Source organism: Azospirillum himalayense (assembly GCF_042657465.1).
GTDB classification, from domain to species: domain Bacteria; phylum Pseudomonadota; class Alphaproteobacteria; order Azospirillales; family Azospirillaceae; genus Azospirillum; species Azospirillum himalayense.
This window is the reverse complement of sequence record NZ_JBHSLC010000021.1, coordinates 190,807-203,001: the sequence shown is the minus strand read 5'-3', so window position 1 is coordinate 203,001 and position 12,195 is coordinate 190,807. Positions and strand designations below refer to the sequence as shown.

The 12,195-nt window shown below is 71.2% G+C and carries 8 protein-coding genes and 1 tRNA gene; 4 read left to right on the top strand and 5 right to left on the bottom strand.

The genetic code is table 11. The features are described 5' to 3' along the window. Nucleotides 1-58: 58 nt before the first annotated feature. Complete coding sequence (ggt, locus tag ACFPMG_RS12810) at nucleotides 59-1,864, bottom strand: gamma-glutamyltransferase (RefSeq protein WP_376995509.1); 1,806 nt, start codon at nucleotides 1,862-1,864, stop codon at nucleotides 59-61. A 190-nt stretch (nucleotides 1,865-2,054) separates the two neighbouring features. Here ggt and ACFPMG_RS12805 point away from each other — a divergent pair, with 190 nt between their 5' ends. From ACFPMG_RS12805 to ACFPMG_RS12790, 4 genes are all read left to right on the top strand, one after another. After that, the gene (locus tag ACFPMG_RS12805; RefSeq protein WP_035671072.1) at nucleotides 2,055-2,447 is read left to right on the top strand and encodes a TIGR02300 family protein; all 393 of its coding nucleotides are present in this window, start codon (nucleotides 2,055-2,057) and stop codon (nucleotides 2,445-2,447) included. A gap of 126 nt (nucleotides 2,448-2,573) precedes the next feature. Further along, nucleotides 2,574-2,649: transfer RNA gene (locus ACFPMG_RS12800), tRNA-Ala, on the top strand. A 168-nt stretch (nucleotides 2,650-2,817) separates the two neighbouring features. Next, on the top strand, nucleotides 2,818-3,096 hold the full coding sequence (locus tag ACFPMG_RS12795) for a hypothetical protein (RefSeq protein WP_119508056.1): 279 nt from the start codon (nucleotides 2,818-2,820) through the stop codon (nucleotides 3,094-3,096). Nucleotides 3,097-3,185: 89 nt separating this feature from the next. Continuing rightward, on the top strand, nucleotides 3,186-4,088 hold the full coding sequence (locus ACFPMG_RS12790) for a pirin family protein (RefSeq protein ID WP_376995508.1): 903 nt from the start codon (nucleotides 3,186-3,188) through the stop codon (nucleotides 4,086-4,088). Here the strand turns inward: ACFPMG_RS12790 and ACFPMG_RS12785 are convergent. Genes ACFPMG_RS12785 through ACFPMG_RS12770 form a run of 4 tightly spaced genes read right to left on the bottom strand, consistent with a single transcriptional unit; the run spans nucleotide 4,066 to nucleotide 12,152 of the window. Then, complete coding sequence (locus ACFPMG_RS12785; RefSeq protein ID WP_376995507.1) at nucleotides 4,066-6,051, bottom strand: molybdopterin biosynthesis protein; 1,986 nt, start codon at nucleotides 6,049-6,051, stop codon at nucleotides 4,066-4,068. The genes ACFPMG_RS12790 and ACFPMG_RS12785 overlap by 23 nt on opposite strands. Nucleotides 6,052-6,077: 26 nt before the next feature. Then, the gene (locus ACFPMG_RS12780) at nucleotides 6,078-7,310 is read right to left on the bottom strand and encodes a molybdopterin-binding protein (RefSeq protein WP_376995506.1); all 1,233 of its coding nucleotides are present in this window, start codon (nucleotides 7,308-7,310) and stop codon (nucleotides 6,078-6,080) included. Nucleotides 7,311-7,342: 32 nt separating this feature from the next. Continuing rightward, nucleotides 7,343-8,263 (bottom strand): diguanylate cyclase, encoded by a 921-nt coding sequence (locus ACFPMG_RS12775; protein ID WP_376995505.1) that lies wholly within the window; start codon nucleotides 8,261-8,263, stop codon nucleotides 7,343-7,345. A 52-nt stretch (nucleotides 8,264-8,315) separates the two neighbouring features. Next, on the bottom strand, nucleotides 8,316-12,152 hold the full coding sequence (locus ACFPMG_RS12770; RefSeq protein WP_376995504.1) for a response regulator: 3,837 nt from the start codon (nucleotides 12,150-12,152) through the stop codon (nucleotides 8,316-8,318). Between the last annotated feature and the right edge of the window lie 43 nt (nucleotides 12,153-12,195).

Below are 12,195 nucleotides of genomic sequence, written 5' to 3'. Positions count from 1 at the left end.
AGGGCGGAGTACCTAGCACAGCGGACAGGGCGATGCGAGCGATGCGCGGTTCCCGCGATCAGTCGCCGACCGCCACCCCCTCGCGCCGGGTGTCGGCGCCGCCGGACAGCCCCTGGCCGGTCACGACGATCGCCTGGGTGCCGGAGGTCAGCTCCATCGCCTTGACGCTGTGCCCCCGCGCCTCCAGCGCCGCGATCCAGCCCTCCGCCTCGGTGCCCTGCTCCAGCTCGGTCGGGCCGTTGCGGCTGCCCACGTTGGGGGCGTCCACCGCCGCCTGCGGGTCGAGGCCCCAGTCCAGCAGCGCGACCAGCGTCTTGCCCACGTAATTGATGATGTTGCTGCCACCTGGCGACCCCAACGAGGCCACCAGGACGCCGTCGCGGAAAACCAGCGTCGGCGCCATCGAGCTGCGCGGGCGCTTGCCCGGCTCGACCCGGTTGGCGACCGGCTTGCCGTCCTCCGTCGGGGTGAAGGCGAAGTCCGTCAGCTCGTTGTTCAGCAGGAAACCGCGCACCATCAGGCGGGAGCCGAAGCCGTCCTCGATGGTGGTGGTCATGGCGACGGCGTTGCCCGCCCCATCCACCACGGAGATGTGGCTGGTGCCATGCTCCTCGGCCTCGGCGAAGCCCCAGGCGCGGCCTTCCCGGAAGGGCGGTTCACCCGCCTGCGCCTTGCCCATGGACCGCTCGCCGACCAGGGCGGCGCGGCCCGCCAGATAGCCGCGATCGAGCAGCCCCTTAACCGGCACCGACACGAAGTCCGGGTCGGCCAAGTAGAGCCCGCGGTCGGCGAAGGCGAGTCGCCCGGCCTCCGACATCCAGTGCGCCGCCAGCGCCGGATCGCCGCGGGTGGCGGCCATGTCGCGGCCCTCCAGGAAGGCCAGCATCTGCAGCACCGCGACCCCGCCGGAGCTGGGCGGCCCCATGCCGCACAGGGTGTAGGCGCGGTAGGGGCCGCAGACCGGCTCCCGCTCCTTCACCCGGTAGGCCTTCAGGTCGGCTTCGGTCATGTCGCCGGGATTGGTGGGATGGCCGGTCACCGCCTTGACGAGGTCGGCGGCGATCGGTCCCTCGTAGAAGGCGGCGGAACCCTTATCGGCGATGGCGCGCAGGGTCGCCGCGAACTCCGGGTTCTTCAGAACATGGCCGACCGGCCAAGGCGTGCCGTCCGGCTGGTAGAAATAGGCGCGCGCCGTAGGGTTGGCCGACAGGTGCTTCTCCATCGCCAGTTGGCCGTTCAGCCGCGGGCTGACCGTGAAGCCGTTCTCGGCCAGCGCGATGGCGCGCTCGAACAGGCGGGGCCAGGGCAGTTTGCCATGGGTGCGGTGGGCGTGCTCCAGCAGCATCACCGTGCCCGGCACCCCGACGGACCGCCCGCCGACCACCGCGTCGTAGAAGGGCATCGGCTTGCCGTCCGCCCCCAGGAAACGCTCCGGAGTCGCCGCGGCCGGCGCCGTCTCGCGCCCGTCGAGGGAGGTCACCGCCTTCGTTGCGGCATCGTAATGGACAAGGAAGGCGCCGCCCCCGACGCCGGAGCTTTGCGGCTCCACCAGATTGAGGACGAGTTGCACGGCGATGGCCGCGTCCACCGCGCTGCCGCCCGCGCGCAGGATCTCCCGTCCGGCCTCCGCCGCCAGCGGATTCGCGGCGGCCACCATGTACCGCGTGGCGGTGTCGACGCTGCGGCTGCCGCGTCCCGTCGCGCGCTCCGGCGCCACGTCGCCCGCAGCGGAAGGAGTCGTGGACGGCGCCGTGGAGGGTGTTGTCTGGGCCAGGGCCTCCAGCGGCAGCACCGCCAGCAGGCCGGCGGACAGCAGCGCCCGCCAGCGGCGGGACAGCAGGATCGGCATCGGTTCCTCCCTCATTCTCATGGTATCCTTGACGGGAGCCCGGCGGACCACCGCAGGGTGAAGTTTGGCACCGGCCGCCGGCCCTGCCAGTTTGCCGGCGACATTCAGCGAACTTTTTTTTGACAAGCGCCCGCTGGCGTGGCAAAGGGCGCGGCTTGCAATTCCCGAATTGGGCATTCCCTAGGAACGTGACGGAGGACGAGGCGTGGCCAAACCCGAATGGGGCGTCAAGCGCATCTGCCCGAGCTGTGGCGCGCGCTATTACGATCTGCGCAAGGACCCGCCGGTGTGCCCGAGCTGCGGAGCGCAGTTCGATCCCGAGGCGTTGCTGAAGTCCCGCAAGGCGCGCCCGGCGCCGGTCGACGATGTCAAGAAGGCCCCGGTGGTCTCCTCGGAGGACGAGGAAACCGAGACCGAGGAAGAAGAGTCGACGGAACTCGACGAGGTCGAGGACGATGTGTCCGTCGACGACATCGAGGAAACCGACGAGACGCCCGAGGACGAGGACGATGTCCTGATCGAGGACACCTCGGAACTGGGCGAGGACGACATGGACGAAGTCGTCGACGTCGAGGGCGAGGACGAGGAGGAGCGCTGATCGCGCTCTTCCGGGTGAGCGGAAAAAAGCTGGGCGGGGCTGAATTTTTCTCTTGCATCGGACCCCCGTCCTGACCAATATCCCGCTCCACCGAGGCAGGCCGCAAGGCTCGCCGCCCAGAGTTTCGGGGCCATAGCTCAGCTGGGAGAGCGCTACAATGGCATTGTAGAGGTCAGGAGTTCGATCCTCCTTGGCTCCACCAAACACCCGGAGGGCCTGCGCAGCACCGCGCGGGCCCTTCGGCGTTTCGGGTCCTTTCTCCGCCGGCTCTTTCCACGCCGCCGTCTTGACAGGCGTCAAGGAACGCTCTTTGGTCGGACGGCACCGTCGGCTTCCGCCGATCCCCCTTCCCTCCCGCTTCGGACACGCCATGGCCGACATCCTGATCGCCAACACCCTGACGGGCGACACCACCTTGGGCGCGCTGAACGCCGTCGATCCGGACGCCGTGGGCCGGCTGGCGCAGATCCACCCGGTCTTCAACCCTGGCGTCGGCGTCCCCGACAGCGCCAGCCTGAACGATCTCGCCAAGGCCACCGGCATCCCGCTGGACGTGCTGCTGGCCACGGCGCGCGGCGCCATCCACGTCACCGCCCCGGCCGGCGGCTGCGGCTGCGGAAGCGGCGGCTGCGGCACTCCCAAGCACTGAACGCTTTCGCCCTCCCATTCGCGGCGCCGGTCCCCACCTGTTGGTGGCACCCATCGTTGGGCACGGATTTCAGGATCGGGAGGACAGGCATGACGACGGCGCCAACATCGACCGAGTCTCCGGACGGCTGGCTGGAAACGGTGGTCGTTCCGCGCACCAGCGACATCGGCGGGTTCGAGGTGCGGCGCGCCCTGCCCTCCACCCGCAAGCGGATGGTCGGCCCGTTCGTCTTCCTCGACCAGATGGGGCCGGCCATCCTCCAGGCCGGGGCGGGCATCGACGTGCGCCCCCACCCGCACATCGGGCTGGCCACCGTCACCTACCTGTTCGACGGCGAGATCCTGCACCGCGACAGCCTGGGCACCGTGCTGCCGATCCGGCCGGGGGCGGTGAACTGGATGACCGCCGGGCGCGGCATCGCCCATTCCGAACGCTCCGCCACCGACGAGCGCGGGCGGGACCGGCTTCTGTCGGGCATCCAGTCCTGGGTCGCCCTGCCCAAGACCCATGAGGAGACCGACCCCGCCTTCGTCCATCTCGGCGCCGACGAGCTGCCGGTGGTCGAGGGCGAGGGCAAGCGGCTGCGCGTCGTCGCGGGCGTGGCGTACGGTGTACGTTCGCCCATGAACACCCTGTGGGACACGCTGTACGTCGATGCCTCGCTGGACGCCGGCGCCCGCCTGCCCATCGACCGCGAGACGGAGGAGCGGGCGCTCTACATCGCCGACGGCACCGTCACCATCCACGGCGACCGCTTCGAGTCCGGGCGGCTGCTGGTGCTGCGCCCCGGCGACGCCGTGACGGTGGAGGCCGAAACCGCCGCCCGCCTGATCCTGCTGGGCGGCGCCGTGATGGACGGCCCGCGCCACATCTGGTGGAACTTCGTGTCCAGCCGCCAGGACCGCATCGAACAGGCCAAGGCCGAATGGAAGGCCGGACGGTTCGACGCCGTTCCCGGCGAGACGGAGTTCATTCCGCTTCCGGAACGGTGAAGCCGAGCGCCGTCAGCTTCTCCCGCACCGCCGGATCGGCCAGCGCCGCCAGGAAGCGCTGGACCGCCGGCCGGTCCCGGCGGTCGTTGGGGATCACGAAGTCGTAATGCTCCGCCTGCAGGGGCAGGAAGCCCAGCCCGTAGAGGGTGGCGACGCTGTCGATGGCGACGCCCCAGTCGGCGCGGCCCTGGGCCACCGCCACCGCCACGGCGTTGTGCGACTTGGCCTGCGACCAGTAGCCGGCGGGGCGCGCCGCCCCGAGCAGCCGGTCGGTCAGGATGCGCGTGCCGCTGCCGGCGTTGCGGTTGACCAGGATGCAGTCGGGGTCCTGCGCCGCCGCCAGACCGGCCTCCTCGGCCGTTCTGCCTTCGAAACGAACGTCGCCCTTGCGGAAGACGATGCCCTGAAGGCGGCGGTAGCCGGTCACGAGGCCGAGCGCCGGGGTCAGGAAGGGCAGGTTGTACGCGCCGCTCTTCGGGTCCATCAGGTGGATGGCCGCCACGTCGCATTCGCCGCGCCGGGCGGCGGCGAGGCCGCCCATCGAGCCGACGTTCAGCGCCTTGACCGTCAGCCCCTCCCCGACCAGCCGGCCGGTGATGGCGTCCAGCCCGACGCAATGGCTGCCGATCACGATCAGGTCGGCGGGGCGGGTGTCGCGCCCGATGCGCTGGACCGACACCGGGGTGCCGGCCTCCACCGCCTCGGCCTGCGGGTCGATGGCGATGAAGCCGTCCGCCGCGCTGAAGGCGGTCACCGCGCCGGAGCCCTTGGACAGCGGATAGGCCGCCAGCCCCCCGTCCGCCCCGCGCACCAGCGAGACCATCACATATTCGGTCCGGCCCCGTTCCGATCCCAGCCGCATCGGCACCGTCGCGTCGACACTTTCCTTCGCCGCGGGCGGCAGGCCGGCCAGCGCGCGCAGCACCGGGGCGACGAACTCGTGGAAGGTGAACATGGCGGAGGTCGGGAAGCCGGGAAGGATCACCACCGGCTTGCCCTTCGTTACGGCCAGGCACAGAGGCTTGCCGGGCTTCAGCGCGACGCCGTGCGCAACAATGCCGGGGTCGGTCAGGCGGTTGACGATGCGGTGGCACAGGTCGCCCGCCCCCTTCGACGTGCCGCCCGACAGCAGCAGCGCGTCGCAGGCCAAACCCTGCTCGACGAGCGGGGCCAGTTCCGCCTCGTCGTCACGGGCGATGCCCAGCCGGACCGGCTCCCCGCCCAGTTCCTCCACCGCGGCGGCGAGGACGGCGGCGTTCGAATCATAGACGGCGCCGGGCCGGATCGGCGCGCCGGGGGCGACGATCTCGTCGCCGGTGGACAGGATGGCCACGCGGGGGCGGCGGACCACCGAGACCTCCGCCCGCCCGATGGCCGCCAGCACGCCGATCTCGCGCGAGGTCAGCAGCTGCCCGCGGCGCATCACCGTCTCGCCGCGCCCGATGTCCGACCCGGCGGCGGCGACGAAGGCGCCGGGCACCACAGGCTTGCGGATCTCCACCAGAAGGGCGTCGCCCTCCTCGTGCGACTCGGTGTGCTCGACCATCACCACGGCGTCGGCACCGCGCGGCAGCATGCCGCCGGTGGCGAGCACCGTCGCCGTGCCGGGGGCGACGGTCAGCGATGGAACGCGCCCGGCCGACAGCACCTCCTCGTTCAGGCGCAGCACGACCGGCGTGTCCTCGCCCGCCCCCTGGGTGTCGGCGGCGCGCACCGCGAAGCCGTCCACCGAGGACCGGTCGAAACCGGGGACATCGACCTCCGCCACCACGTCGGCGGCCAGCACGCGGCCCAGCGCGGCGCCCAGCGGCACCGTCTCCGCCCCCTTGGGCGTCAGGTCGAGATGGCGGCGGAACCGCGCCTCGGCCTCGTCGCGGCCCACCACCTCGAGAAACTGCTCCTGCCGGGCCGCCTGGGCGACAAAACGCCGGATGTCGATTCGCCGGATGTCCTGGTTGGACACGCCCCTCCCCCCTCGCTTGATTCTGTTCAGAGACTTGTACCGTCAAAACAGCGCAGGGTCACGGTCGCCCCCGCCGGGACGCCCTCGCTTTCCGCCGGGATCAGCACGAAGCCGTCGGCCAGCACCGCCCCGGCCAGACCCGGCCGATGCGGGGAGGCGACGGGCTCGACCAGCCCATCCGCCGTCCGGCGCACGCGGTACAGTTCGGTGCAGCCGATCTCCGACACCAGCTTGCGCACCGCCACGGCGGGGACCGCCGGATGCGGCAGCGCCGGGTCCCGCCCGGCCAGACGGCGCACCGCCCGCCCGGCCAGCATCTCGTAGGCCGTCAGACAGGCCATCGGCTCGCCGGGCAACAGCACCGCGGGCACGCCGCCGGCCCGCCCCAGCGCCGCCGAATCACCGGGGCGCAGGGCCACGCCGTGCAGGGCCAGCGTGCCCGCGTCGGCCAACGCCAGCGGGGCCACGTCGTCTTCCCCCACCCCGGTGCGCCCGGCGGAAATCAACAGGTCGGCGGCGGGGGCCGCGTAGGCGGCGGTCAGCGCGGCGCGGTCCGCCGGCAGCGGTCCCACCAGCTCCACCACACCGCCGTCCCGCACCACCAGCGCGGTCAGCATCGCGCCCAGCGTCTCGGGTCCGGACCGCGGTCCCCCGGCCAGCACGATGCGCACCCGCGGGCGGGCGCCGACATGCAGCGTGTCGATCCCCAGCGCGGCGAGCAGCCCAAGATCCTGCGGACGCAGCCGGTGCCCGGCCGTCAGCAGCACCATCCCGGCGCGCAGGCCCTCGCCCCGCCGCTCCACCCCGTCGCCGGGGGCGGCGCTGTCCAGCGCCTCGACGAAGGGACCATCGGCCTGCATCGACTCCACATGCAGGACCGCGTCGGTTCCCGGCGGCATCGGCTCGCCCGCCGCCACCGTCACGGCACCCGGCAACGGAACCGGATTGTAGGAGCCGGCGCCGAGCGTGTCGCTGGAGGCGACCGCCACCCCGTCGCGGGTGGCCCGGTCGGCGGGCGGCCAGTCCCCCGGAGCGGTCAGCGGCGCGGCGAGAACAGCGCCCTCAGCCAGATTGGCGGGGAGGTCGGCGAGAGCTACGGCGCGCGGTGGCAGAGGGGCGACGGCGGCGTCGATCCAGCCTTCCATGGTCGGCAAGGCGGCACGGCTGGAGAAGCCGCGCCCGCGCACGTCGGACGGAGTCGCTGCAAAAGGAAGCCGGTCCCTGGTCGCGGGGTCGTCTCCGGCTCTGGCCGCGGTCATGGCTGCACCCGTGATGCCTCAGGTCGGCCCCTTTATACCGCAACCTCCACACCGCCGCTGCACACACGGTTGCGACCGGCGCGCTTGGCCTCGTAAAGCAGGCCGTCGGCAAGCTGGGTCAGCCGCTCCGGCGTGTCGTCCAGCGTCGGCCGGGCGGTGGCGACGCCCAGGCTGATGGTGATGTGGTCGGCGACATGGGACACCGCGTGCGGCATGCGCCGCTCGGCCACCGTCTGGCGCAGGCGTTCGGCCACCTGGACCGCCCCGTCCTCGTCGGTTTCGGGGAGCAGGCAGACGAACTCCTCGCCGCCGTAGCGGGCGATCAGATCGCCCGGCCTCATCATCTGCTCGGCCAGGAGCTGGGCCACGGCGCGCAGGCACTCGTCGCCCGCCTGATGGCCGTAATGGTCGTTGTAGGGCTTGAACTGGTCGACATCGAGCATGATCAGCGACAGCGAAAGCTGCGCCCGCCCGCAGCGCCGCCATTCGCGCAGGAACACCTCGTCGAAGCGGCGGCGGTTGGCGATGCCGGTCAGGCCGTCGTTGAAGGACAGGGTGCGCAGCAGGTCGGTCTGCCGCTTCAGCAGCAGATGGTTGCGCACGCGGGCCTTGACGATGGGCGGGCTGATCGGCTTGGAGATGAAGTCGATGGCGCCGACCTCCAGCCCATAGGTTTCATCCTCCACCTCGCTCTTGGCCGAGATGAAGATGACCGGGATGTCTCGGGTGACCGGATCGGCCTTGAGCCGGGAGCAGACCTCGTAGCCGTCCATGCCCGGCATCATGATGTCCAGCAGAACGAGGTCGGGAAGCCGGGACTGCGCCAGCTCCAGCGCCTTCGCCCCGTCGGTGGCGAAATAGATATCGTGGTCGTCCTTCAGGATGCGGCTCAGCACATGCACGTTCGACGGGATGTCGTCGACCACCAGGATTTTGGAGCGTGCATCGGTCATGGTCGGTTCCTGGAGGGTGATTCCCGAGTGGCGGTTCTGGGCGTGGCACGGGTCAATCGGCTGGAAGGGACAACCCGAGATCCAGCATGATCCTGCGCAATATTCCTTGAGCCTTTGTAAAGTCGAGGCCATCGACGGCCGACGAGAGCGACTTCATGGCCACCGGGTCGATCCAGTCGGCCAACGACGGGGCCAGGACGGCGAACTCCTCCGCGGCGGCGAAGTTGCTGTCGCGCAGCAGCCGTGCAAAGCGCTCCAGCATGGATTCCAGCGTCTGGATGTCCACCGCCGGCTTGCCGCCACCGGGACCGCGACCGGGAGCTCCATTGGGCGCGCCGCCCGGCGCAACGGCCAACCGGGCGGCGGAGTCGAGCACGGCCTCCAATTCCGCGCGGAGAACCGGCAGCTGTGCCGCCGCCGCCGCCCCGTCCCCCCGGAAGGCGGCGACCTGGACAACGTCCGCGGCAGCCGACAACTTGCGGGCGCCGATGTTGCCCGCCAAGCTCTTCAACTCGTGCCCCAGCGCCTTGGCCCGCGGCAGATCCCCTGAAGCCAGGGCGACGGCGATGCCGTCCGCCACGCCGTCATAGGTCCGGGCAAAATCGGAGACGAACTTGCGGAACAGCCCGACATCGCCGTCAAGCCGGTGCAACGCATCCTGCACATCGATGCCGGGCAGCTCGGCGGGAAGCGCCGCGTGGGCCGCGAAGGGCAGGGCCTTGGGCAGAAGGGGCGTCGCCGCCGGTTGGCCGAGCCAGCGCGTCACCACGGAAAACAGCTGTTCCACATCGATGGGTTTGGCAATGTGATCGTCCATGCCGCCGTCCAGGCAGCGCTGGCGGTCGGACGGCAGGGCGCTGGCGGTCATGGCGATGATCGGCAGTCCCTGACCGGCGGGCCGGGCGCGCAGCCGGCGGGTCGCCTCGAACCCATCCATTTCCGGCATCTGCACATCCATCAGGACGAGGTCGAAGGGCGGGGCCGCCTCCTCGACGCGGGCGATGGCCTCGTACCCGTTGCCGGCCAAGGTCACGCGGGCGCCGGCGCGCTCCAGGATCTCGCGGGCCACCTCCTGGCTGATGCCGTTGTCCTCCACCAGCAGCAGGCGCTGCCCGAACAGCGGGCGCTGTTGCGACGGTCGGAGAAGCCCGGCGGGGAGCGGCGCGCAGGCGTGCCGCGGTATGCTCTCCACCGCCTCGCCGTCGGCGCCGCGACCATAGGCGTCGATCACCGCGTCGAGCAGGGAGGAGGCGGTGACCGGCTTCACCAGCGCGCCGCTCAGGCCCAGATCCTGCGTGTCCGCATTCCCCGACGCGGCGGCCCCCATCCGCTCGCGCCCGAAGGCGGAGACCACGATGATGACCGGCGCCTTCACCAGCCCGTCGTCGCGGATGCGGCGGGAGGTTTCCAGCCCGTCCATCCCCGGCATCTTCCAATCCATCAGCACGACGTCGTAGGGCTGCCCGGCAGCGGTCGCGCGCTCCAGCTCCGCGATCGCCTCGGCCCCGGACGCGCAGAGCGAGGTCCGCCAGCCGAAGGAGGTGACCAGCTCACCCAGCACCTCGCGCGCGGTGAGGTTGTCGTCCACGACCAGCACGGACAGGCCGCGCGGCACGGCGCGGAACCGCGGCGGACGTTCCCTTCCCCGTCCCGCCTGTCCGGAGACGGCGTTCCCGAAAACGGCGGTGAAATGGAAATCGCTGCCCCGGCCCGGCTCGCTCGACACGTCCATCACACCGCCCATCAGCGCGACCAGCCGCGTGCAGATGGCCAGCCCCAGGCCGGTGCCGCCATAGCGCCGGGTGGTGGAGCTGTCGGCCTGGCTGAAGGCCTGGAACAGCCTCTCCTTCTGCTCCGCCTCGATGCCGATCCCAGTGTCCCGGATGGAGAAGGACAGGACCGTCCGCCCCTCCGTCACCGCGACGGCGCGGACGGACACCACCACCTCCCCCGCTTCGGTGAACTTGATGGCGTTGCCGGCGAGGTTGATGAGCACCTGCTGAAGGCGCAGCGGATCGCCGACGAGGTCGAGCGGAACCTCCGGCCCGACCGAGAACAGAACCTCGATGTCCTTGTCCTGCGCCGCCGCGCCGACGATCACCGCGAGGTTCTGCAGCAGGTCGTCCAGGCGGAACTCGACGCGCTCCAGCTCCAGCTTGCCGGCCTCCACCTTCGAGAAATCCAGGATGTCGTTCAGGATGCCGAGCAGCGACTGCGCCGAGATGCGGATCTTCTGGGCGTAGTCACGCTGGCGCGTCGACAGGTCGGTCTGCTGCAGCAGATGGACCAACCCCAGGATGGCGTTCATCGGCGTGCGGATCTCGTGGCTCATGTTGGCCAGGAACTCGCTCTTGGCGCGGCTGGCCGCCTCGGCCACGGATTTGGCCTGGTGCAGCGCCTCCTCGGCCCGCTTGCGCTCGGCGATCTCGTGGAAGACGACCACCGCGCCCTCGACCCGACCGTCCTCCAGCATGGGGGACGCCGCGAACTCCACCGGAAAGCTGGTGCCGTCCTTGCGCCAGTAGATGTCCTCCGACCCGCCGCGCGCTTCGCCGGTGCGCAGCACCTCGAAGACCGGGCAGTCGATGGTCGGCGCCGGCGTGCCGTCGGCGCGTGTATGGTGCAGCAGCACATGCAGGCTGCGGCCCAGCATCTCCTCGTTGCTGTAGCCGGTGAGCGCGCAGGCGGCGGGGTTGGCGAAGGTGATCCGCTCGTCCCGGTCCACGCCGCAGATGCCTTCCGACGCGGACTGAAGGATCAGGTTCAGCCGCCGGTTGGCCCCGGCGAAGGCGCGGTTGGCCTGTTCCAGGCTGCGGGCGGTGGCGTCCAGGTCGGCGTTCGTCTCGGCCAGCCGCCGCCGGCCCACCTCCTCGCGCGACAGGCTGCGCGCCGCTGCCATGGCCAGCGCGGCGCAGGCGGCCACCGCCAGCAGGACCAGCAGACCGCCGTGGATCGTGCGCTCGCGCCAGGGGGTCAGCGCCTCGTCCTGCGACATGCCGACCTGCACGATCAGCGGCAGATCCTGAACCCGCAGGTTGGCGACGATCCGCTCCGACCCGTCCACCGGCGATCGGCTGAAGATCGTGCCGCCGGTGGTCCGCGGCGCCTCGTCCATCGGCGGAGCGACCGGCGGCAGGTTCGGCGGTGCCGCAGTGGGCGTCGCAGTGGGCGTCGCAGTGGGCGTCGCAGACGGCGTCGTGCCGCTTTCCTGGCCGGACAGGCTGAACAGCAGGGTTCCGTCCTCGCGGTAGACGGCGACCGCCCCCCCGCGGCCGATGTTCAGCCCCTCGAAGAAGAACCGGAAATAATCCAGGTCCACGGCGATGTTGGCGGCGCCCTGGAACGTCTCCACCGTGCCGATCCTTCGGCTGATGGTGAAGGTCGGCCGGCCCGACAGGCGGCCCCGGATCATCCCGCCGATGTGGAACGCCTCGCCGTTCCGGTGGGCCTGGAAGAAGGCGCGATCCGCGTTGTTCATCGGCTGCGCCGGGAATTGGCGCGTGGTCAGCAGCCCGTTGCCGGCGGCGTCGTGAATCACGATGGCGCTGATCTCCGGTATGGCGTCGGCCATGGCGCGCATTTCCTGCCACAGCGGCAGGTCGCGCGCGACCGATTCCATCTCCCGCACGCGAAGCCGGTCGTCCACGCGCTGCAACACGAGATCGCTGGTGGCGACGGTGCGGCGCACATGCTCATGCAGCAGGCGGGCGGCGCTCAGCGTCCGGTCGCGGGCATGGCTCATCGCCTCGTCGCGGTCGGCCCAGGTGGCCGCCCCCCAAAGGCCGACTCCGAACAGGGTGATCACCCCGACGATGGTCGTCAGCAAGGTCCGCAGCCGCGTGCGGGTGGCCGCGGCGGGCCCCTCGGCCGTCAGGAAAGCGTCGTCCATCACCGGTGTCCGCCCAGTCCGGCGCACGCCGGAGGAGAGAAAA

Excerpts from the sequence above, each read along its gene's own strand:
- ggt (WP_376995509.1), bottom strand. The coding sequence starts at position 1,864 with ATGAGGGAGGAACCGATGCCGATCCTGCTGTCCCGCCGCTGGCGGGCG.
- ACFPMG_RS12795 (WP_119508056.1), top strand. The coding sequence starts at position 2,818 with ATGGCCGACATCCTGATCGCCAACACCCTGACGGGCGACACCACCTTG.
- ACFPMG_RS12790 (WP_376995508.1), top strand. The coding sequence starts at position 3,186 with ATGACGACGGCGCCAACATCGACCGAGTCTCCGGACGGCTGGCTGGAA.
- ACFPMG_RS12780 (WP_376995506.1), bottom strand. The coding sequence starts at position 7,310 with ATGACCGCGGCCAGAGCCGGAGACGACCCCGCGACCAGGGACCGGCTT.
- ACFPMG_RS12775 (WP_376995505.1), bottom strand. The coding sequence starts at position 8,263 with ATGACCGATGCACGCTCCAAAATCCTGGTGGTCGACGACATCCCGTCG.
- ACFPMG_RS12770 (WP_376995504.1), bottom strand. The coding sequence starts at position 12,152 with ATGGACGACGCTTTCCTGACGGCCGAGGGGCCCGCCGCGGCCACCCGC.